This is a genomic window from Citrobacter sp. CK189, assembly GCF_030333505.1.
In the GTDB taxonomy this organism is placed as follows: Bacteria; Pseudomonadota; Gammaproteobacteria; order Enterobacterales; family Enterobacteriaceae; genus Citrobacter_B; species Citrobacter_B koseri.
The window spans coordinates 558,627-581,040 of the sequence record NZ_JAOWFV010000040.1 but is presented as its reverse complement, the minus strand read 5'-3'; the positions used below and the strand labels follow the sequence as shown (position 1 = coordinate 581,040).

General features: G+C 54.9%; 19 protein-coding genes. 3 read left to right on the top strand and 16 right to left on the bottom strand.

Going from position 1 to position 22,414, the window contains the following annotated elements; translation table 11 throughout:
• Position 1: 1 nt before the first annotated feature.
• The 16 genes from OGV83_RS21020 to leuO all read right to left on the bottom strand — a co-directional run bounded on the left by OGV83_RS21020 (position 2) and on the right by leuO (position 18,914).
• Positions 2-922: a D-alanine--D-alanine ligase gene (locus OGV83_RS21020; RefSeq protein WP_012134070.1), complete on the bottom strand. Its 921-nt coding sequence runs from the start codon at positions 920-922 to the stop codon at positions 2-4.
• A complete protein-coding gene (murC, locus tag OGV83_RS21015) occupies positions 915-2,390 on the bottom strand; it encodes a UDP-N-acetylmuramate--L-alanine ligase (RefSeq protein WP_047458927.1) in 1,476 nt (491 codons plus the stop codon). Before murC ends, OGV83_RS21020 begins: the two co-directional genes overlap by 8 nt.
• A 52-nt stretch (positions 2,391-2,442) precedes the next feature.
• Positions 2,443-3,510 carry an undecaprenyldiphospho-muramoylpentapeptide beta-N-acetylglucosaminyltransferase gene (murG, locus tag OGV83_RS21010; protein WP_012134072.1) on the bottom strand — a complete coding sequence of 356 codons (1,068 nt, stop codon included), beginning with the start codon at positions 3,508-3,510 and terminating at the stop codon, positions 2,443-2,445.
• Positions 3,507-4,751: a cell division protein FtsW gene (gene ftsW, locus OGV83_RS21005; protein WP_024130710.1), complete on the bottom strand. Its 1,245-nt coding sequence runs from the start codon at positions 4,749-4,751 to the stop codon at positions 3,507-3,509. Before ftsW ends, murG begins: the two co-directional genes overlap by 4 nt.
• The gene (gene murD, locus OGV83_RS21000; RefSeq protein ID WP_012134074.1) at positions 4,751-6,067 is read right to left on the bottom strand and encodes a UDP-N-acetylmuramoyl-L-alanine--D-glutamate ligase; all 1,317 of its coding nucleotides are present in this window, start codon (positions 6,065-6,067) and stop codon (positions 4,751-4,753) included. Before murD ends, ftsW begins: the two co-directional genes overlap by 1 nt.
• A gap of 2 nt (positions 6,068-6,069) precedes the next feature.
• Positions 6,070-7,152 (bottom strand): phospho-N-acetylmuramoyl-pentapeptide-transferase, encoded by a 1,083-nt coding sequence (gene mraY, locus OGV83_RS20995; RefSeq protein WP_012134075.1) that lies wholly within the window; start codon positions 7,150-7,152, stop codon positions 6,070-6,072.
• Positions 7,146-8,504: a UDP-N-acetylmuramoyl-tripeptide--D-alanyl-D-alanine ligase gene (gene murF, locus OGV83_RS20990; RefSeq protein ID WP_286464542.1), complete on the bottom strand. Its 1,359-nt coding sequence runs from the start codon at positions 8,502-8,504 to the stop codon at positions 7,146-7,148. Before murF ends, mraY begins: the two co-directional genes overlap by 7 nt.
• Positions 8,501-9,988 carry a UDP-N-acetylmuramoyl-L-alanyl-D-glutamate--2,6-diaminopimelate ligase gene (gene murE / locus OGV83_RS20985; protein WP_275166250.1) on the bottom strand — a complete coding sequence of 496 codons (1,488 nt, stop codon included), beginning with the start codon at positions 9,986-9,988 and terminating at the stop codon, positions 8,501-8,503. Before murE ends, murF begins: the two co-directional genes overlap by 4 nt.
• Positions 9,975-11,741: a peptidoglycan glycosyltransferase FtsI gene (gene ftsI, locus OGV83_RS20980; protein WP_012134078.1), complete on the bottom strand. Its 1,767-nt coding sequence runs from the start codon at positions 11,739-11,741 to the stop codon at positions 9,975-9,977. Before ftsI ends, murE begins: the two co-directional genes overlap by 14 nt.
• Positions 11,742-11,756: 15 nt before the next feature.
• The gene (ftsL, locus tag OGV83_RS20975) at positions 11,757-12,122 is read right to left on the bottom strand and encodes a cell division protein FtsL (protein WP_012134079.1); all 366 of its coding nucleotides are present in this window, start codon (positions 12,120-12,122) and stop codon (positions 11,757-11,759) included.
• Positions 12,119-13,060, bottom strand: a complete 942-nt coding sequence (gene rsmH, locus OGV83_RS20970; protein ID WP_024130711.1) for a 16S rRNA (cytosine(1402)-N(4))-methyltransferase RsmH — start codon at positions 13,058-13,060, stop codon at positions 12,119-12,121. The genes ftsL and rsmH overlap by 4 nt, the downstream gene beginning before the upstream one ends.
• A gap of 2 nt (positions 13,061-13,062) precedes the next feature.
• Positions 13,063-13,521, bottom strand: coding sequence for a division/cell wall cluster transcriptional repressor MraZ (gene mraZ, locus OGV83_RS20965; RefSeq protein ID WP_012134081.1), 459 nt, complete (start codon positions 13,519-13,521; stop codon positions 13,063-13,065).
• Between the two features lie 642 nt (positions 13,522-14,163).
• A complete protein-coding gene (gene cra, locus OGV83_RS20960) occupies positions 14,164-15,168 on the bottom strand; it encodes a catabolite repressor/activator (protein ID WP_024130712.1) in 1,005 nt (334 codons plus the stop codon).
• Between the two features lie 264 nt (positions 15,169-15,432).
• Positions 15,433-15,924, bottom strand: coding sequence for an acetolactate synthase small subunit (gene ilvN / locus OGV83_RS20955; RefSeq protein WP_003829566.1), 492 nt, complete (start codon positions 15,922-15,924; stop codon positions 15,433-15,435).
• 2 nt (positions 15,925-15,926) lie between these two features.
• A complete protein-coding gene (gene ilvI / locus OGV83_RS20950) occupies positions 15,927-17,651 on the bottom strand; it encodes an acetolactate synthase 3 large subunit (protein ID WP_012134088.1) in 1,725 nt (574 codons plus the stop codon).
• Positions 17,652-17,969: 318 nt separating this feature from the next.
• Positions 17,970-18,914, bottom strand: a complete 945-nt coding sequence (gene leuO, locus OGV83_RS20945) for a transcriptional regulator LeuO (protein ID WP_012134089.1) — start codon at positions 18,912-18,914, stop codon at positions 17,970-17,972.
• Positions 18,915-19,573: 659 nt separating this feature from the next.
• Here leuO and leuL point away from each other — a divergent pair.
• From leuL to leuB, 3 genes are all read left to right on the top strand, one after another.
• Entirely contained in the window at positions 19,574-19,660 is an 87-nt protein-coding gene (gene leuL, locus OGV83_RS20940) for a leu operon leader peptide (RefSeq protein ID WP_047458945.1), read from the top strand.
• Between the two features lie 90 nt (positions 19,661-19,750).
• The gene (gene leuA / locus OGV83_RS20935; protein ID WP_012134091.1) at positions 19,751-21,322 is read left to right on the top strand and encodes a 2-isopropylmalate synthase; all 1,572 of its coding nucleotides are present in this window, start codon (positions 19,751-19,753) and stop codon (positions 21,320-21,322) included.
• Complete coding sequence (gene leuB, locus OGV83_RS20930; protein WP_012134092.1) at positions 21,322-22,413, top strand: 3-isopropylmalate dehydrogenase; 1,092 nt, start codon at positions 21,322-21,324, stop codon at positions 22,411-22,413. Before leuA ends, leuB begins: the two co-directional genes overlap by 1 nt.
• Position 22,414 lies beyond the last annotated feature (1 nt).

The following is a 22,414-nucleotide window of genomic DNA, read 5'->3' as shown; positions in this document are numbered from 1 at the left end:
ATCAGTCCGCCAACTCCAGAATTCGTACCACCAACTGCGAGAAGCTCATGCCCGCCTGACGCGCCGCCATCGGCACCAGACTGTGGCTGGTCATACCCGGCGAGGTATTCGCTTCCAGCAGATAAAACTGGCCATCGCTGTCCAGCATGACGTCGATGCGGCCCCATCCTTTGCAACCCAACGCGGTCCACGCTTTCAGGACCAATGTCTGCAAAATAGCCTCCTGTTCCTCTTCCAGACCTGCCGGGCAGAAATATTGTGTCTCATCAGAGAGATACTTCGCCTCATAATCATAGAAGGTTCCGGCGGGTTGGATACGAATTGACGGTAAAATTTCTTCACCGAGTATCGCAACCGTAAATTCCGGGCCACTGAGCCATTTCTCAATCAGTACTTCTTCATCATGCTGAAAAGCCAATGCTAATGCTGCCTGCAAAGCATTTTCTTCTACCACTTTCGACATGCCGACGCTGGAACCTTCACGGCTCGGCTTCACAATCAGCGGCAAACCCAGCGCAGAAATTCGCGTTAGCGCGTCGTCGCTAAGCCCTTTTTCAAACTCAGCGCGCGTCAATGCCACCCACGGCGCAACCGGTAATCCGGCGCCCTGCCACAACAATTTGCTGCGCAGTTTATCCATTGAGATTGCTGAAGCCATCACCCCGCTGCCGGTATAGGGCAGGCCAATCAGATCCAGCATCCCTTGCAGCGTGCCATCTTCACCGCCGCGACCATGCAACGCAATAAACACCTTCTGAAAACCCATTGATTTCAGCAGGGTGACATCGACCTCTTTCGGGTCGATCGGATGCGCATCCACGCCGCCTTCGCGTAACCCGGCCAGCACCGCCGCGCCGGAATTCAGCGAAACATCACGTTCGGCGGAGGTTCCACCCAACAGGACCGCGATTTTATCAGCCATGTTGCTCCTCCTCCTGGGTTTGCGGCTTCAGTTTAATTTCAGCTAAGGTGCGCGCAATTTTGCCGATATTTCCCGCGCCTTGCACCAAAATCAAATCATTACCGGTTAATACCGGCGCCAGCATTTGCGCAACCTGCGCCGGATCGGAGACCAGAATCGGGTCAATTTTACCGCGACCGCGAATCGTACGGCACAGCGAACGGCTGTCCGCTCCCGGAATTGGCGCTTCGCCTGCGGCGTAAACATCCAGCATTAACAGCGCGTCAACCTGCGTCAGCACGTTGGCGAAATCGTCGTACAGATCGCGCGTACGCGTGAAGCGGTGCGGCTGGAAAACCATCACCAGATTTTTATCCGGCCAGCCTGCACGCGCGGCCTTAATGGTGGCGTCGACTTCCGTTGGATGATGGCCGTAATCATCGACCAGCATCGCCGTCCCTGCTTTACCGTTTACCGGTTCAAGCGGGAATTCGCCGAGGAAATCGAAGCGACGCCCGGTACCCTGGAAGCTTTCCAGCGCGCGCAGAATCGCCTCGTCGTCAATTCCTTCTTCGGTCGCCACCGCCACGGCAGCCGCCGCGTTCAGCGCATTGTGGCGGCCCGGCGCATTCAGCGTCACCTGCATTGCAGGTTTATCCTGACGCAGCAGCGTAAAATGCCCCTGCGGCCCAACCTGCTGGTACTCTTCCACACGCACGTCAGCGTCGTCGCTAAAACCATACGTTGTGGTCTGACGGCCCACGCGCGGCAGCAGCTCGCGGATCACCGGATCGTCAACACACATCACTGCACGACCATAAAACGGCAAATTGTGCAGGAAATTAATAAAGGTCTGCTTCAAATTTTCGAAGTCGCCCTGGTAAGTATCCATATGGTCGGCTTCAATATTGGTGACAATCGCCACCATCGGTTGCAGATGCAGGAACGACGCATCGCTCTCATCCGCTTCCGCAATCAGATAACGGCTGTGGCCTAAACGCGCATGCACGCCAGCCGCTTTCACCAGCCCACCGTTGACGAAGGTCGGGTCCAGCCCCGCTTCCGCGTAAATGCTGGAGACCATCGCGGTGGTCGTTGTTTTACCGTGCGTCCCGGCAATGGCGATGCCGTGACGAAAACGCATTAACTCCGCCAGCATCTCCGCGCGGCGGATCACCGGAATACGCGCTTCATGCGCCGCGACAATCTCCGGGTTATCCGCAGAGATCGCGCTGGAAACCACCACCACGCTCGCATCGCGCACGTTTTCCGGGCGATGATTGAAGAAAATGGTGGCGCCGAGGTTCGCCAGTTGCTGCGTAACCGGATTCGGCGCTAAATCAGAACCACTGATCTGATACCCTTCATTGGCCAGAACTTCGGCAATACCGCCCATACCGGCACCACCGATGCCGACAAAGTGGATGTGCCGAACGCGACGCATTTCGGGCACGATAGAACGCAGTTTTGCCAGTTGTTGTGTATTCATTCTTTACGCCATTCACTTCTCAATTCATGCGGTGCAAAAGGCACCGCCACAATTACGCCCGGGCAGCCCGGCTCACTTCATTTGCAACACGCTCGGTGGCATCTGGAATAGATGCAGCGCGGGCACGTTCTGCCATGGTTAATAACGTTTCTCGCGACCACCCGGACAGGGTGCTGGCGACGGCATCCACAGTAAACTGCGGCTGCTCAAAAATTTTGGCGGCCCCCGCTTTCTCCAGCGGCAGGGCATTCCAGTACTGCTGCCGGTCTTTATGCTGAAACGGCACAAACAGCGCGGGCAAACCGGCGGCGGCGATTTCACTCACCGTTAACGCGCCAGAGCGGCAAACGACAACATCCGCCCACGCATAGGCTGCGGCCATGTCATCAATAAATTCCGTCACCTTATGCTGCGGTTGCCCCGCCCCGGCATAAGCCTGCTCTACGGTCTGCTGCGCGCCTTTACCGCTTTGATGCCAGATAGTGACCGTATCGCCCAGTTTTGCCGCAACCTGCGGCAGCGTCTGGTTCAATACCCGCGCCCCCTGAGAGCCGCCCACCACCAGCACGCGAATCGGCCCTTCACGTCCGGCCAAGCGTTCTTGCGGCAAGGGGAGCGCCAGTACGTCAGTACGTACCGGGTTTCCGACCACGTCCGCTTTCGGAAACGCGCCGGGAAAAGCCTGCATCACCGTCGTGGCGATTTTCGCCAGCCACTTATTGGTCAACCCTGCAATGCCGTTTTGCTCATGCAGCACAACCGGAATACCCAGCGACCACGCCGCCAGACCGCCGGGGCCAGAGACATAGCCGCCCATGCCGAGCACCACATCAGGCTTAAACTGCTTCATGATCGCCCGCGCCTGGCGCCAGGCGTTAAAAATACGCAGCGGTGCCGCCAGCAGCGCTTTCACGCCTTTTCCGCGCAAACCGGAAATGCGAATGAAATCAATCTCAATGCCATGCTTCGGCACTAAATCCGCTTCCATACGATCGGCGGTTCCGAGCCAGCGTACTTGCCAGCCCTGGTCCATTAAATGGTGCGCGACGGCCAGTCCCGGGAACACATGTCCGCCAGTACCGCCCGCCATCACCATTAACCGCTTCGGTTGACCACTCATCGTGAACCTCGTGTAAACGCCTGCGCTTTTTCCAGACGCGTTTCATAATCAATACGTAACAAAAACATGATGGCCGTCGACATGATCAGCAAACTGGAACCACCATAACTGATCAGCGGCAGCGTCAGACCCTTCGTTGGCAGCATGCCTGCCGCCGCGCCGACGTTGACCAGCGCCTGGAAGCTGAACCAGATTCCAATCGAGCAGGCCAGGAATCCTGAAAAACGGTGATCAATCTCCAGCGCCTTACGGCCAATCGACATCGCGCGAAAAGCGACGAAGAATACCATTAAAAGCGCCAGTACCACACCGATATAACCCAGTTCTTCCCCAATAATGGCGAAGATGAAGTCAGTATGCGCTTCCGGCAGATACTCCAGTTTTTGTACCGAGTTCCCCAGCCCCTGCCCCCACATCTCACCACGGCCAAATGCCATCAGGGATTGCGTCAGCTGGTAGCCGCTGCCAAACGGATCTTCCCAGGGGTTCCAGAAAGAGGTCACACGACGAATACGATACGGTTCGGCGAGGATCAGCAGGATCACCGCCGATATCCCCATGCCGATGATGGCAATGAACTGCCATAACTTCGCCCCGGCGAGAAACAGCATCGCCAGCGTGGTAACGAACAGCACCACCACCGTCCCGAGATCGGGCTGCGCCAGCAGCAAAATCGCCAGTACCAGAATCACGCCCATCGGTTTTAAGAAGCCGCGCAGGTTATTACGCACTTCATCAACTTTGCGCACCAGATAGTTGGCGAGGTAGCAGAACAGCGACAGTTTGGTAAATTCCGCAGGCTGAATACGCAGCGGCCCCAGCGCAATCCAACGCGATGCCCCGTTAACTGAGCTACCCACCACCAGCACGATCAACAACATGATGATCGACGCGATCAGCATCGTGGTGCTGTACTTTTGCCAGAACTCCATCGGTAAACGCAGCGTGATCATCGCCAGGCAAAACGCCAGGAGTATGTACAGCGCGTCACGCTTGGCAAACAGGAAAGGATCGTTCGCCAGACGTTGTCCGACAGGCATTGACGCCGACGTCACCATGATGAAACCGATCGCCGCCAGGCCAAATGTCAGCCAGAGCAACGTGCGGTCGTACATGATCAGGCTATCGTCGTCTTTATCGCGCGACGCCATCACCCAGCCTTTAAGCGCCGTAAAGACCCATACCAGGATTCCAAATCCCGGCAGGCGCGGCATTCTCAGGCGAGGGAGAGATAAACGCATCAACCTAACTCCTTCGCCAGACGGGTAAAGACATCGCCCCGTTGCTCAAAATTCTTAAACTGATCGAGGCTGGCGCAGGCCGGAGACAGCAGGACCATATCGCCCGGTTGCAAACGCGGCGCCAGCAGACGCATCGCCTCTTCCATCGTCTCAGTTTGTTCTGCGATTTCCGGGCGCAGTGCCGCCAGCTGCGCGCCATCACGACCAAAGCAGTACAGGCGAACGCGATCGCCGCCCAGGTAACGGGTGAGCGAAGAGAAATCCGCCGATTTACCATCACCGCCGAGCAGCAGGTGCAGCGTACCATCTACGTGCAGGCCATTCAGCGCCGCTTCCGTGCTGCCTACGTTGGTGGCTTTGGAGTCGTTAATCCAGCGCACGCCGTTATGCTCCAGCGCCAGCTGGAAGCGATGCGCCAGGCCGGTAAAGGTCGTCAACGCTTTCAGGCTGCTGGCGCGCGGTAAACCCGCCGCATCGGCCAGCGCCAGCGCCGCCAGCGCATTGGTGTAGTTGTGCTGGCCGGAAAGCTTCATCTCTTTCACGTTCAACACTTTTTCACCCTTCACCCGCAGCCAGGTCTCGCCCTGCTGGCGATTGAGGTGATAATCCCCCATGTTGACGCCAAAACTGACGCAACGCGCATCCGCGCCGCGTACCGGCATGGTCAGCGCGTCATCGGCATTCACCACGCAAACTTTCGCATTCTCATACACGCGCAGTTTTGCCGCTCGATACTGTTGCAGACCAAACGGATATCGATCCATATGGTCTTCGGTAACGTTCAGGATGGTTGCGGCAACGGCCTGTAGGCTGGATGTCGTTTCCAGCTGGAAGCTGGAAAGCTCTAGTACGTACAGCTCGCGAGCGGCGTCCAGCAGCATCAACGCAGGCAGACCGATGTTACCGCCAACGCCCACGTTCACGCCCGCCGCTTTCGCCATCTCGCCTACCAGCGTGGTCACGGTGCTTTTACCGTTCGATCCGGTGATCGCCACGATCGGCGCCTGCGCTTCACGACAGAACAGTTCGATATCGCCGACAATCTCAATACCCGCATCGGCGGCAGCGCTCAGTGAAGGATGCGCCAGAGCAATACCAGGGCTGGCGACAATCAGATCCGCCGCCAGTAGCCAGTCATCATTCAGGCTGCCGACGTGACGCTCTACCGCTTCCGGTAATTTGTCCAGACCCGGCGGCGTCGCACGGGTATCCATTACGCGCGGCGTTACGCCGCGCGCCAGGAAAAAGTCCACGCAGGAAAGTCCGGTCAATCCCAGACCAATAATGACGACTTTTTTACCCTGGTAATCAGCCATGATTAACGTACCTTCAGCGTTGCCAGGCCAATCAGGACCAGCATCAGCGAAATAATCCAGAAGCGCACGATAACGCGCGGTTCCGGCCAGCCTTTCAGTTCATAGTGATGGTGAATCGGCGCCATGCGGAAGATGCGCTGCCCGCGCAATTTAAAGGAACCGACCTGCAAAATGACTGACAGGGTTTCCACGACAAACACGCCGCCCATAATCACCAGCAAAAACTCCTGACGCAGCAGCACCGCGATGATGCCCAGCGCGCCGCCCAGCGCCAGCGACCCGACGTCTCCCATAAAGACCTGCGCCGGATAGGTGTTAAACCACAGGAAGCCTAAGCCCGCGCCGACAATCGCCGTACAGACAATCACCAGTTCACCGGCATGACGTAAGTACGGAATATGCAGGTAGTTGGCGAAATTCATGTTGCCGGTTGCCCACGCCACCAGCGCAAAACCGGCGGCGACGAATACGGTCGGCATAATCGCCAGGCCGTCCAGGCCATCGGTCAGGTTAACCGCGTTGCCCGTTCCGACGATCACGAAGTACGCCAGCAGCACGTAGAACAGACCCAGTTGCGGCATCACGTCTTTAAAGAACGGCACCACCAGTTCGGTGGCCGGCGTGTCTTTCCCCGCCAGATACAGCGCGAACGCCACGCCCAGCGCAATCACCGACATCCAGAAATATTTCCAGCGAGCGATCAGCCCTTTGGTGTCTTTACGCACCACTTTGCGGTAATCATCGACAAAACCAATAATGCCGTAGCCCACCAGCACCACCAGCACGCACCAGACGTACGGGTTAGACGGGTAAGCCCACAGCAGGACGGAGACCACAATCGCCGTCAGAATCATAATGCCGCCCATTGTCGGCGTACCGCGCTTGCTAAAGTGCGATTCCGGGCCGTCATTACGCACGACCTGGCCAAAAGACAATTTTTGTAAGCGGGCAATCATACGTGGGCCCATCCACAAGGAGATGAACAGCGCGGTCAGCAGGCTGACGATGGCGCGAAACGTCAGATAGGAAAAGACGTTAAAGCCGGAATAATATTTGACCAAATGTTCGGCCAGCCAAACTAACATGTTCCATTCTCCTGTAATGCGCGTACTACCTCTTCCATGGCGGCACTACGTGAACCCTTCACTAAAATGGTAATAATCTGATGCTCCGCAATCAGCGTGTTAAGACGCGCGACCAGAGCCGATTTATCCGCAAAATGCTCGCCAACGCCGCTGGCATTGCCGATCGCCTGACTCAGTTTTCCTGTACTCAGCACGCTGTCGATACCCGCTGCTTTTGCCGCTTCACCGACCTGAACATGGCATGCTTCGCTTTCCGCGCCCAGCTCCGCCATATCGCCGACCACCAGCACCCGGTAGCCCGGCATTTCAGACAGCACCTGCACAGCGGCGGTCATCGAACCGACGTTGGCGTTATAGGAGTCATCAAGTAACAGCTGGTTGTCATTCAACTGGATGGGGAACAGGCGCCCCGGCACGGCTTTCAGGTTCGCCAGACCGGTTTTAATGGCGTCAAGGGTCGCCCCTACCGCCATCGACAGCGCAGCCGCCGCCAGCGCGTTTGCAATATTGTGGCGACCAGGCAGCGGCAGCAGGACGTCAATGTCGCCCGTCGGCGTTTGCAGCGTGAATTCCGTACCGTGCGAGGTCACATGGATATTGGTCGCGGTAAAATCGCTGTTGGCGGCATTCGGTGAAAAACGCCACACTTTGCGATCGCCAATAATGCCCTGCCAGTTCAGCCAGTCGTTGTTATCGGCGTTCATAATGGCGATCCCATTCACCGGCAAGCCGGTATAGATTTCGCCTTTCGCTTTCGCCACGCCCGCCAGCGAACCGAATCCTTCCAGGTGCGCTGCCGCCAGATTATTAACCAGTGCCGCTTCAGGACGCGTCAGGCCGACGGTCCAGGCAATTTCGCCCTGGTGATTGGCGCCTAACTCAATGACGGCATAGTCATAATCGTTGTTTAACCGCAGCAACGTCATCGGTACGCCGATATCGTTATTCAGGTTGCCCGCGGTGTATAAGGTGTTGCCACACTGACTCAGAATGGCGGCGGTCATCTCTTTAACGGACGTTTTGCCGGAGGAGCCGGTTAACGCCACGACGTGGGCGGGAACCTGCGCCCGAACCCATGCGGCCAGTTCGCCGAAGGCCAGCCGCGTATCTTTGACGATCAGCTGCGGCAGATCGCAATCCAGCGGGCGACTCACCAGCAGCGCACCGGCGCCGCCCTCTTTCGCGTTATCCGCAAAATCGTGGGCGTCGAAACGCTCGCCTTTCAGCGCCACAAACAGGCAGCCCGGCGTCACCTTACGCGTATCAGTCGTGACCGCGTCAATCGTCAGGTCGGCGCCCTGTAATTCGCCGTGCAGAATACCGGCCAGTTGGCTGAGCGTTACGCTAATCATGCGATCACCCCCAGCAGACGCGCAGCCGTCACGCGGTCGGAGTAATCAAGGCGCTGAGTACCGACAATCTGGTAATCCTCATGCCCTTTACCCGCGACCAGAACCACGTCGTTTTCTTTCGCCTGCATAATGGCGCAGGTCACCGCCTCCGCGCGGCCTTCCATCACTTTCGCGTGCCCGGCATCCAGCATACCCGCCAGAATGTCGTTAATGATCGCGCGCGGCTCTTCGGTACGTGGGTTATCGTCCGTCACGACCACCACGTCCGCGAACTCTTCGGCAATCGCCCCCATTAGCGGACGTTTACCTTTATCGCGATCGCCGCCGCAGCCAAAGACGCACCACAGTTGACCAGTACAGTGCAACCGCGCAGCCTGCAACGCTTTTTCCAGCGCATCCGGCGTGTGGGCGTAATCGACCACCACCGTAGTTTTGCCCGGCGCACTGAACACCTCCATCCGCCCGCAAACCGGTTGCAGTCGAGGGGCGGTTTTCAGCAGATCCGCCAGGGGGTAGCCAAGCGCCAACAACGTTGCCAGCGCCAGCAGCAGGTTGCTGACGTTAAACGCGCCCATCAGACGGCTTTCAATCTCGCCTTCGCCCCAACTGGAGTCGAAACGGATCGTCGCGCCTCTATCGTGGTACTTCACCTCAACCGCTTTCAGCCAACGTCCGTGGCAGTTCGGGTTGATATGATCCTCCATCGAGACCGCAACGGCATCCGGCAACCTCACCAGCCATCGGCGTCCGACTTCATCATCGGCATTGACGATAGCCTCGCCGTAATGGTGCGTTGAATAGAGCATCCATTTCGCCGCTTCGTAATGTTCCATGTCACCGTGATAATCAAGGTGATCGCGGCTTAAATTCGTGAAAACAGAGGCGGCAAATTTCAGCGCGGCGACCCGGTGCTGCACCAGGCCGTGGGAAGAGACTTCCATTGCGCCAAATGTTGCGCCCTGCTCAACCAGACCGGCCAGCACATGCTGTACGTCAACGGCGGAACCGGTTGTGTTCTCCGTCGGGATCACTTTGCCCAACAGGCCATTACCCACCGTTCCCATTACCGCGCTGGTTTCGCCAAGCAGTTGGCTCCACTGCGCCAGCAGTTGCGTGGTGGTGGTTTTTCCGTTCGTTCCGGTCACGCCGACCAGACGCATATGTTCAGATGGCTCGTGGTAGAAGCGGCCCGCCAGTGCAGATAAACGCTCGTTGAGCTGGCTCAGATAGATAACCGGCACACCGTGCATTTCACGGATTTCCCCGTCGGTCGCCTCATCTTTGGCCTCTGCAATAATGGCAGCCACACCTTGCGCTATCGCCTGCGGGATATATCGACGCCCGTCCGCCTGATGACCCACCACTGCCACAAAGAGATCGCCCGATGCAGCCACACGGCTGTCGAGCGTCATCTCCCGCAGTGCTCGCTCCGGTGCGCCAGGCACCCACGGAGCGAGAAGGTCGCGCAAATTACGATCTGCCACCTGTTCCCTCGCCTTGGTTAATTACAAATTCACTTTTTTCGCCCGTTGCCAGCGCATCCGGTTCGATGTTCATGGTGCGCAGTACGCCGCCCATAATGGCACCGAATACCGGCGCGGAAACGGCGCCGCCGTAGTATTTACCCGCCTGCGGATCGTTGATAACAACCACCAGCGCGAAGCGCGGCTGACTCGCAGGCGCAACGCCTGCGGTATAAGCAATGTATTTGTTGATGTAGCGGCCATCCGGCCCCACTTTTTTCGCCGTACCGGTTTTAATGGCGATGCGATAACCTTTGATCGCCGCCTTCACGCCGCCGCCGCCCGGCAGCGCCACGCTTTCCATCATGTGGACGACGGTACGAACGGTCGCTTCCGGGAAGACGCGCTCGCCCGGTACAGGAGGATCAACTTTGGTAATCGACAGCGGACGATAAACGCCGTAGCTGCCAATCGTTGCGTAGACTCGCGCTAACTGTAACGGGGTTACCATTAGCCCATAGCCGAAAGAGAAGGTGGCCCTCTCTATGTCAGACCACCGTTGTTTTTGAGGATATAAGCCACTGCGTTCTCCGACCAACCCCAAATTGGTCGCCTTTCCTAGCCCAAAACGTGAGTAAGTATCTACTAACGCTGAGGACGGCATCGCTAACGCCAGCTTAGAAACGCCGACGTTACTCGACTTCTGTAAAACCCCGGTCAGGGTCAATTCGCTGTAACGCGCCACGTCTTTGATTTCGTGACCATTAATTCGATATGGCACCGTGTTCAGCACGGTGTTTTCACGCACGACCCCGCGCTGTAACGCGGTCATCACCACCATCGGTTTGACGGTTGAACCGGGTTCAAACACGTCCGTGATGGTACGGTTACGCATAGCGTCTTTCGGCGTACCGGTCAGATTATTCGGGTTGTAGGACGGGCTGTTCGCCATTGCCAGCACTTCGCCAGTATTAACATCCACCAGCACGGCGCTGCCTGACTCCGCTTTGTTGAAGGCCACGGCGTTGTTCAGTTCGCGATAGACCAACGCTTGCAGGCGCTCATCAATGCTCAGCGCCAGATTGTGCGCGGCCTGGCTGTCGGTAGAAGAGATATCTTCAATAACCCGGCCATAGCGGTCTTTACGTACAATACGTTCGCCAGGCTGGCCGGTCAGCCATTTATCAAAGCTCTTCTCGACCCCTTCGATCCCCTGGCTGTCAACGTTGGTAAAACCGATAAGGTGAGCGGTCACTTCCCCGGAAGGATAGTAACGGCGGGACTCTTCGCGCAGATGAATGCCTGGCAGCTTCAGTTTTTTGATGTAGTCGCCGAGATCCGGGTTAACCTGACGCGCCAGATAGATAAAGCGGCCTTTCGGGTTCGCATTAACGCGAGCCGCCAGTTGGTCGAGCGGCATTTTCAGCGCGTCCGCCAGCGCCTTCCAGCGGTTGTCCAGCGTGATCCCGCCTGCATCATGCAGCTCTTTCGGGTCCGCCCAGATGGCTTTTACCGGCACGCTCACCGCCAGTGGGCGACCAGAGCGGTCGGTGATCATGCCGCGAGAGGTGGAGACTTCCTGTACACGCAGAGAGCGCATGTCGCCCTGACGCACTAACATGTCAGGCGCAATAATTTGCAGCCAGGCCACACGCCCCAGCAGGAAACCCAGCGCCAGCAGAATGCAGCCGCACAGCAACGCAAAACGCCAACTGACAAAGTTGGCTTGTTCTTCCTGGCGTTTTGGTTTGAGCGTCTTTGCCGCTGCTTTCATGCGTCGCGTTTATCCTTATTTTTGCACTACGATATTTTCTTGTGAGGGATCGACATGCTGCATCTGCAACTTTTCCGTTGCGATCCGTTCTACCCGGCTATGATCGCCGAGCGCGTTTTCTTCAAGAATCAGGTTGCGCCATTCGATATCCAGCGCATCACGCTCCAGCACCAGTTGCTCGCGCTGCGCGGTTAACAGGCGCGTATGGTGCGCCGTTGTCACGACGGTGACCGCCGTTAAAATGATGCAAATGAACAGGCAGAGTGGCAGCTTCCCAAATCGCAAAAGATCGTCACCGATCACGCCAGGCAAAGCATGGCGATTGGTGATTCCCGTCGATCCCTTCACTTTGCTCAGGGCTTCTGTCACTCTGCTGATCATGCGTTCGTCCTCTCTGCAATACGCAGAACTGAACTACGGGCGCGTGGATTTTCCGCCACTTCTTCTTCGCCCGGCATCAACTTGCCTAATGCTCTTAGCTCACGACCGCCCAGTTTTTTGAGCTGCTCTTCCGTCATCGGCAACCCTGCTGGAACCTGTGGACCGCGGCTTTGCTCACGCATAAAGCGCTTCACAATACGGTCTTCCAGCGAGTGGAAACTGATAATGGAAAGCCGCCCACCCGGGGCCAGCACGCTGAGCGAGCTTTTTAGCGCCTGCTCTATCTCCTCCAGTTCACTGTTCACCCAAATGCGCACCGCCTGGAAGGTACGGGTCGCGGGATGTTTGAATTTGTCCTTCACCGGCGTCGCCGCTGCGACCACTTCCGCCAGTTCTTTGGTGCGGGTCATGGGCTGTTCGCGGTTGCGCTCCACAATGGCGCGGGCAATACGTTTCGCAAAACGCTCTTCGCCAAAGGTTTTCAGCACCCAGGCAATATCGGCTTCTTCCGCGGTTTGCAGCCATTCTGCGGCAGACTGACCGCGCGTTGGGTCCATACGCATATCCAGCGGGCCATCGCGCATAAAAGAAAAACCACGTTCGGCATCATCGAGCTGCGGTGAAGATACGCCAAGATCAAGGAGAATCCCGTCGATCTTGCCGATAAGTTCGCGCTCACTTACATAATCAGCAAGCGCAGAGAAAGGTCCATGAATGATGGAGAAGCGAGGATCATTGATGGCCTGGGCTTCGGCAATAGCCTGCGGATCGCGATCGATCGCCAGCAAACGTCCCTCTTCGCCAAGCCGGGAGAGGATCAGACGTGAGTGGCCGCCGCGACCAAATGTCCCATCAATGTAGATGCCGTCAGGGCGAATGTTCAGACCGTTTACGGCCTCGTCCAACAGCACCGTAGTGTGTTTAAAATTTTCCATCATCATTATAGAGACAAGTCCTGCAGTCGTTCCGACAAGGTTTCGGTTACTGACTGCTCAGCGTCGATATCTTCCTTGACCTGTTGATACCAGGTCGTTTCATCCCACAGTTCAAACTTATTGAACTGTCCAACCAGCATCACTTCTTTCGTCAGCCCGGCATGTTGCCGCAGAATCGGCGCGATCAATAAGCGACCCGCGCTATCCATCTGACATTCGCTGGCATGCCCCAACAGTAAACGCTGCACGCGGCGCTCAACCGGGTTCATGCTCGACAGACGCGATAATTTTTGCTCGATAATTTCCCATTCAGGCAGGGGGTAAAGCAGCAGGCACGGGTGATGGATGTCAATGGTACAAACCATTTGACCGGTAGCGTTCTCGATCAGTTGATCCCGGTAACGGGTGGGCACAGATAAGCGCCCCTTACTGTCGAGATTGACTAACGTTGCTCCCCGGAACATGCCAGCCTCACCCCTTATTACCACTTTGCCCCACAAATTCCCACTTAAAGGAGTTTACGGAGCGGAGGAAAAGCTTGTCAAGCAAGTCAGGACGCTTACCGGAGTAAAAAACCCAATGTATACGGCTAATATCAGCGTTGATTAAATTCCGTCCAACGAGCGAAGCAAATTAACGTCATGAATATTTGTAAGAAAAAAGATCCAAAAACTCATCACCGTTTAAAACGACTCAATATCATCTGATAAAAATATAAAGTGTCAGTTTGCGACGCGAGCGGCATTTTAGGACAATATGCAACGAGATAACAGTACCTGTTTATCGCTCTCTACGCCCCGCACCGACAAGCCAGCCGCGACGTGAAGGCCACATCGAAAAAAAGTGTTTGTTAATTCGGCAATTCGTCGCCCGCATGTAACAAAATAATACAAAACGGGTTCAATACGACGTCTCAATAAACCTGAAGTCGGTATCGACAGGTTTAAAATCAGCATATTTGAAAGATAAGTCGGATAATTCTAAGGAATAATCTTAATTATGGTGTGAGTATTGTTGGCAGGTGAATATTTGCCCGGTCAGCGACAACGCGCCGGGCGATTTGCCGGATGGCGGCATAACCGCCTTATCCGGCATACAGAAATGGACTAACTGCGGCTAAGAATACCGCGACGGTACAAATTACGTTTGATTCGCGTTAAACCTGGCTTCGGTTTACGCGGCTCATCCAGGCTGGCCAGGACGATCTCCAGGACGCGTTCAGCAACATCACGATGACGCTGTGCGACCGCCAGAACCGGACACTGCAAGAAGTCGAGCAGTTCATTATCGCCAAAGGTGGCGATCGCCAGGTTGGAAGGCAGCTTCCCGTCACGACGTAACGTTACATCCATCACGCCCTGCAAGAGCGCAAACGATGTGGTAAACAGCGCCTGTGGCATCGGGTGAGTTTCCAGCCATTTTTCGAACAGCTGCGCCGCCGCTTCCCGCTCGTAGCTGTTGGCATACAGATAGTGTACTTCGCGCGGATCGTCTTTCCATGCGGTACGGAACCCCTGCTCGCGCAGGAAACTGACGGACAGCTCCGGCAACGCGCCCAGGTAAAGCACCGTTTCCGCCGGGAATTTACGTAACTCTGCCGCCAGCATTTCCGCATCATCCTGATCCGCCCCGACAACGCTGGTGAAATGTTCGCGATCCAGCGCGCGATCCAGCGCCACGATGGGGAATGAACCATTGGCCCAGCGCTGGTAGAACGGATGCTCCGGCGGTAACGAGGTTGATACAATGATCGCATCCACCTGGCGTTGTAGAAGATGCTCGATACACCGCATTTCGTTATCCGGCTGATCTTCTGAGCAGGCAATCAGCAGTTGATAACCGCGCTGGCGCGCCTGGCGCTCCAGGTAGTTTGCGATACGGGTATAACTCGTGTTCTCCAGATCGGGAATGACCAGTCCGATAGAACGTGTGCGTCCAGCACGCAGCCCGGCGGCCACAGCATTCGGGTGGTAATTATGCTCACGCACCACCGCCATGACTTTCTCGACGGTCTTGTCGCTCACGCGGTATTGCTTTGCTTTTCCGTTAATAACGTAGCTTGCAGTCGTTCGCGATACACCGGCCAGCCGAGCGATTTCATCCAGTTTCACAATTGCCCCTTGCGTAAAATGTACAAACCATAACCATTGTGACGGCATGGGTTAAATTTCTTAACATCTAAGCGCAGAATAGTGACTGCGGCAACCGCTTTTATTCCGGGTTACCACTGATTTCGCAAAAAAAAGCCAACGGGTAGCGTCGGCGGAGGTCGAGACGTCTCCTGTAGGCCGGATAAGCATTAGCGCCATCCGGCAGGGTATAATGCCTGATGGCGCTTCGCTTATCAGGCCTACAATTGAAAGACAACACAATGATTAACGCATGATCTTGTCGCCGCGCGAAAGCCCGACAACGCCGGAACGGGCAACTTCAACAATTTTCGCCACTTCACGCAGCGTCGCCAGAAACGCGTCCAGCTTATCGCTGGTGCCTGCCAGCTGGACGGTATAAATAGAAGGCGTGACATCAATAATCTGCCCACGGAAAATTTCCGTGTTGCGCTTCACCTCTTCCCTTCCGTATCCGCTGGCCTGAATCTTCACCAGCATGATTTCTCGCTCAACGTGCGCGCCCTGCCCAAGTTCGCTTACGCGCAGAACATCCACCAGCTTGTGCAGTTGCTTTTCAATTTGCTCCAGAACTTTCTCATCGCCAACCGTCTGGATGGTCATACGCGATAACGTCGGATCGTCGGTCGGCGCGACGGTAAGGCTTTCAATGTTGTATCCACGCTGGGCGAAGAGGCCAATCACACGCGACAATGCACCCGACTCGTTTTCCAGCAATACTGATAATATCCGGCGCATAATCAGGTCCTCTCCGTTTTGCTTAACCACATTTCATCCATCCCGCCCCCACGAATCTGCATCGGGTAGACATGCTCACTGCCATCGACAGTGACATCGACAAACACCAGACGATGGTTACGCACATGTTCCAGCGCTTCGCCCAGCTTGCTCTCCAGTTCATCTGGATGATTAATCTGGATACCGATATGCCCATAAGCCTCGGCAAGGCGTACAAAATCGGGCAGCGACTGCATGTAAGACTGGGAGTGGCGCCCGGAGTAGATCATGTCCTGCCATTGTTTGACCATGCCGAGATAGCGGTTGTTAAGGTTGAGCACCAGCACCGGCAGTTCATATTGCAGCGCCGTCGACAGCTCCTGGATGTTCATCTGAATGCTGCCATCTCCCGTGACGCACACCACCGTTTCATCCGGCAGCGCCATCTTCACGCCCAGAGCCGCTGGCAGGCCAAAGCCCATCGTGCCGAGACCGCCGGAGTTAATCCAGCGACGCGGCTTATCAAAGGGGTAGTAGAGCGCGGCGAACATCTGGTGCTGGCCGACATCAGAAGTGACATACGCATCGCCTTTCGTCAGACGCCAGATAGCCTCGATCACCGCCTGCGGTTTAATGCTCTCGCTTTGGGTGTCATATTTCAGGCACTGACGGGCGCGCCAGCGTTCAATGTGTTGCCACCAGTCGCGAATATCATCCAGCGGCTGCTGCGCGACTTCCTGCGGCAGTAATTCCAGCATTTGCTCCAGAACCAGGCGCGCATCGCCCACAATGGGAATATCCGCCGTCACGGTTTTAGAGATAGAGGTCGGATCGATATCGATATGCAGCACGGTCGCATTCGGGCAGTATTTCGCCAGATTATTGGTCGTGCGATCGTCAAAACGCACCCCGACGGCAAAAATCACATCGGAATGATGCATGGTCATATTGGCTTCATAGGTGCCGTGCATCCCCAGCATCCCTAACGACTGACGATGCGTAGCCGGGAATGCGCCCAGCCCCATCAGCGACGAGACGACTGGCAGGTTGAGCGCTTCAATGGTTTGCCGCAGTTGTTCATGACAACCCGCATTCACTGCACCGCCGCCGACGTAGACCACCGGTTTTTTTGCCGCCGCCAGCGTTTGCAGCGCGCGCTTAATCTGCCCTTTATGCCCTGTCGTGGTCGGGTTATAAGAGCGCATACTGACCGACTCCGGCCAGACGTAAGGCAACTTTTTCGCCGGATTCAAAATATCTTTCGGGAGGTCCACGACCACGGGTCCAGGACGCCCGCTTGCCGCCAGCCAGAACGCTTTTTTCAGCACCTGCGGGATGTCTTCCGTCTGTTTAACGAGGAAGCTGTGTTTCACCACCGGACGTGATATCCCCACCATGTCGCATTCCTGAAAGGCGTCATAGCCAATCAACGACGTCGCCACTTGCCCGGAAAGGATGACCAGAGGAATGGAGTCCATATAGGCCGTAGCAATACCGGTAATCGCATTCGTAGCGCCTGGCCCGGAAGTGACCAGAACGACCCCGACTTCACCTGTTGCCCGCGCCAGACCATCCGCCATATGCACAGCCGCTTGTTCATGACGGACAAGCACATGATCGATACCACCGACCGTGTGCAGCGCATCATAAATATCGAGGACCGCGCCCCCGGGATAACCGAATACCTGCTTCACGCCCTGATCGATGAGCGATCGGACGACCATCTCGGCTCCAGACAACATCTCCATGGCTTGCTCCACTATTATGATGATTTACCTTTTGCTAACACATTAACTGCTCACCATGACGCAGGCAATTCAGGCTGATGTCGTCGTTCGAAGATAAATAAGAATAAATGAGATGAAAGCGCAGAAGAAACGGCGAATTACACCAGGATAAGCAGATGTGATGATAAATAATCGCTTAAAAATGGGGACTTACAGCAATATCGCCATTTTTTGCGATATGCGTAAAGCGCCTGGATGCACAATTCAGTATAAAATTTCACACACAGACGAAAAAGCAGAATAAACCAGATATTTCACTCTGATTTATTCCGCCCGTATTCACTTTTGACAGACAGAAACCAATAACTCTTCCATCCATTGATGACCCTTATCCCGACCCGCGGCATCATGCCAGGAAAGATAACAGGTCCGGCTATTCAGTTTTAAAGGCAACGGTAATATCTGTAACGCTAATGACTCGGCAAATTCATCGGCTAACCAACGCGGCGCAACTGCCACCAGTTGCGTTTGAGAGACAACATTAAGCACGCTGATCAACGCCATTCCCTGATAAGCAATGCAGCTTTGTCTGTCTGGCGTGTCATACCACGGCTGGCTAAATGAGGCATAACGATCGAGTGAAACGACCGCATGTTGTTCATTATAAACATCGCTCTCCAGCAACGGACCGCTGATACGCGGATGTTTTCTGCTGGCGACCAGCACCATTTCATCTTTAAATAACGATACGCTGGTAAACTCAGGACGGCGGAACTCTTCATACCCAATAACAAATTCCGTTTCCTGATAACGCAGCTGATGTTCCGTATTTTGATTTAACGATGATTTAAAAACGACATGAATATTCGGCGCAATCTTTTCAACGCGATTATAAATAAGCGACGTCAGAATATTATCCAGCGGGCTGCACACGCAAAGATGGAATACACGCTCGCTGCTGGCGGGTTCAAAACCTGAACCGGGCAACTCATTTTGCACCAACTGTAACGCCTGGCGAACAGAACCAAATAGCTGATAAGCGCGCGCCGTTGGCTGGATACCGCGTCCGTACCGGACAAACAGCTCGTCATTAAACATGACTTTCAGACGCGCCACCGCATTACTGACGGCAGGCTGCGACATCCCCAGGGAGTGGGCAGCCCGCGTGATATTCTGCTCTTGCATCACGGCGTCAAAGACGGTCAGTAAATTCAGATCAACCATACGAAGCTGAGGCTTAACCATTTCTATCGGATGCGGTTTATCTATTTCTATCTCTGGCATAGTTAACTCCACTGTCACACTAAACTCCCTTTTTCTTGACGAAATGCAGAAATAATCTCAGGAAATATGATTTATCATGCATATAAAATAAGAAAAAGAGAAAACATAAAAATTAGGAAAACATAAAGGCATCGTTCAGGAAAAGGCGAAAGCCCATGCCAGTACAATACGGCAGAGGCCACAGCACGATGATTCATAATGTTTAAATTACAAAAGCAATATAAACATAAGCGTGGCGAATACACAATCATGCTTTTGGTGAATAATAAATTAAGTTTTAATTAATTGTTTATATTAGTTGTGCTTTTACTCTTAACAATAATTTATCAATAACGTGTGCAACGGATTCATTAATTTATTCACGAAAGATATAAAAATAAATAAAATCAAAAAGATAAGTACGACCTTTGCAATACCTTTACCCCCCTTTCAGCTTGCTGTAGTTGCAAATAAACATGCTCAAATATGTCAAACAGTGAAAAGTATGTACGCACCTCCTGTCGATTTATTTTGCATTCGCCTGAAAGTTCAGCACAATTAGCTAAAGTACAGAACGCAAGATCCCCTCTGCATGGGAGGGTTTATCTGCAACAGGGTTGACATCGCGCAGCGTATCCAGTACCACTAAAAGCATATCGCATTCATCTGGAGTTGATTTAATGATTCGTATCGCTCGCTTTAACGGTCTACTACTACTAAACGCATCTTCGTTGCGCGGTAGACTGGTGAGCGACATTCAGCATTAAGTCAGCATCAGTAAGATTAAAAACCCGCGCCGTTGCGCGGGTTTTTTTATGCTCGAAGCAAGGCGCCCTAAAGAGACAAGGACCTAAACCATGAGCCAGCAAGTCATTATTTTCGATACCACTTTACGCGACGGTGAACAGGCGTTACAGGCTAGCCTGAGTGTGAAAGAAAAGCTGCAAATTGCCCTGGCCCTTGAACGTATGGGCGTCGATGTGATGGAAGTGGGTTTTCCCGTCTCTTCACCTGGCGATTTTGAGTCAGTACAGACTATCGCCCGCCAGGTCAAAAACAGCCGCGTTTGCGCGTTAGCCCGCTGCGTGGAAAAAGACATCGACGTCGCGGCAGAATCACTGAAGGTCGCGGACGCTTTCCGCATCCATACCTTTATCGCCACCTCGCCGATGCATATCGCCACCAAGCTGCGCAGCACGCTGGATGAAGTGATTGAGCGTGCTATCTATATGGTTAAGCGTGCGCGTAATTACACTGATGACGTGGAGTTCTCATGCGAAGACGCAGGCCGTACCCCGATTGACGATCTCGCTCGCGTCGTGGAAGCGGCGATCAATGCGGGCGCGAAAACAATCAACATTCCCGATACCGTGGGCTACACCATGCCCTTCGAGTTCGGCGGTATTATTTCCGGGCTGTATGAGCGCGTACCGAATATCGACAAGGCCATCATCTCCGTACATACCCATGATGATTTAGGTCTGGGCGTCGGCAACGCGCTGGCGGCCGTCCACGCGGGCGCACGTCAGGTTGAAGGCGCCATGAACGGTATCGGCGAACGTGCCGGTAACTGCTCGCTGGAAGAAGTCATCATGGCGATCAAGGTACGCCAGGACATTCTGAATGTGCATACCCGCATCAATCACCAGGAGATCTGGCGCACCAGCCAGTTGGTCAGTCAGATCTGCAACATGCCGATCCCGGCGAACAAAGCGATTGTCGGCAGCGGCGCGTTCGCCCACTCCTCCGGCATTCACCAGGACGGCGTGCTGAAAAACCGTGAAAACTACGAAATCATGACGCCAGAGTCTATCGGCCTAAACCAGATCCAGTTGAACCTGACCTCTCGCTCCGGGCGTGCTGCCGTAAAACACCGTATGGACGAGATGGGCTATAAAGAGAGTGAATACAATCTGGATAACCTGTACGACGCTTTCCTGAAGCTGGCGGATAAAAAAGGTCAGGTATTCGATTACGACCTGGAGGCGCTGGCCTTCATCAATAAACAACAGGAAGAACCAGAGCATTTCCGTCTGGACTATTTCAGCGTGCAGTCCGGCTCTAACGATATCGCCACGGCCTCCGTCAAACTGGCCTGCGGCGACGACATCAAAGCGGAAGCCGCGAACGGCAACGGCCCGGTCGATGCCATTTACCAGGCCATCAACCGCATCACCGATTACAACATTGAACTGGTGAAATACAGCCTGTCGGCGAAAGGCCACGGCAAAGATGCGCTGGGCCAGGTGGATATCGTCGCCAACTATAACGGCCGTCGCTTCCACGGGGTCGGTCTGGCGACCGATATCGTCGAATCCTCCGCGAAAGCGATGGTGCATGTCCTGAACAACATCTGGCGCGCCGCCGAAGTCGAAAAAGAATTGCAACGCAAAGCTCAGAATAAAGAGAACAATAAGGAAACCGTGTGATGTCGAAGAATTACCATATTGCTGTTTTGCCGGGTGACGGTATTGGCCCGGAAGTGATGGCGCAAGCCCTGAAAGTCCTGGAAGCCGTTCGCAGTCGTTTTGCTATGCGCATTACCACCAGCCATTACGATGTCGGCGGCGCCGCTATCGACAACCACGGTCAACCGCTGCCGAAAGCGACCGTTGAAGGCTGTGAACAAGCGGATGCCATTCTGTTTGGCTCCGTCGGCGGCCCGAAATGGGAAAATCTGCCACCGGACAGCCAACCGGAACGCGGCGCATTGCTGCCGCTGCGTAAACACTTCAAATTGTTTAGCAACCTGCGTCCGGCAAAGCTGTACCAGGGGCTGGAAGCCTTCTGCCCGCTGCGCGCCGACATCGCGGCCAACGGTTTCGACATCCTGTGCGTGCGTGAATTAACCGGCGGGATCTATTTTGGTCAGCCGAAAGGCCGCGAAGGTAGTGGGCAACATGAAAAAGCCTTCGATACCGAGGTGTATCACCGTTTTGAAATCGAACGTATTGCGCGCATCGCCTTCGAATCGGCGCGTAAACGTCGCCGTAAGGTTACGTCAATCGACAAAGCCAACGTCCTGCAAACGTCCATTTTGTGGCGCGAGATCGTCAATGAGGTCGCCAAAGCGTACCCGGATGTCGAACTGGCGCACATGTACATCGACAATGCCACGATGCAGTTGATTAAAGATCCCTCTCAGTTTGACGTGCTGCTGTGCTCCAACCTGTTTGGCGACATTTTGTCTGACGAATGCGCGATGATCACCGGCTCAATGGGGATGTTGCCTTCCGCCAGCCTGAACGAACAGGGTTTCGGCCTGTATGAACCGGCGGGCGGTTCTGCGCCGGATATCGCCGGGAAAAACATCGCCAACCCGATCGCGCAGATCCTGTCGCTGGCGTTGCTGCTGCGTTACAGCCTGGATGCTGACGATGCGGCAACGGCCATTGAAAGCGCCATTAACCGCGCATTAGAAGAAGGTATTCGCACCGGTGATTTAGCCCGTGGCGCTGCCGCTGTCAGTACTGATGAGATGGGCGACATCATTGCCCGTTATGTCGCCGAAGGGGTGTAAT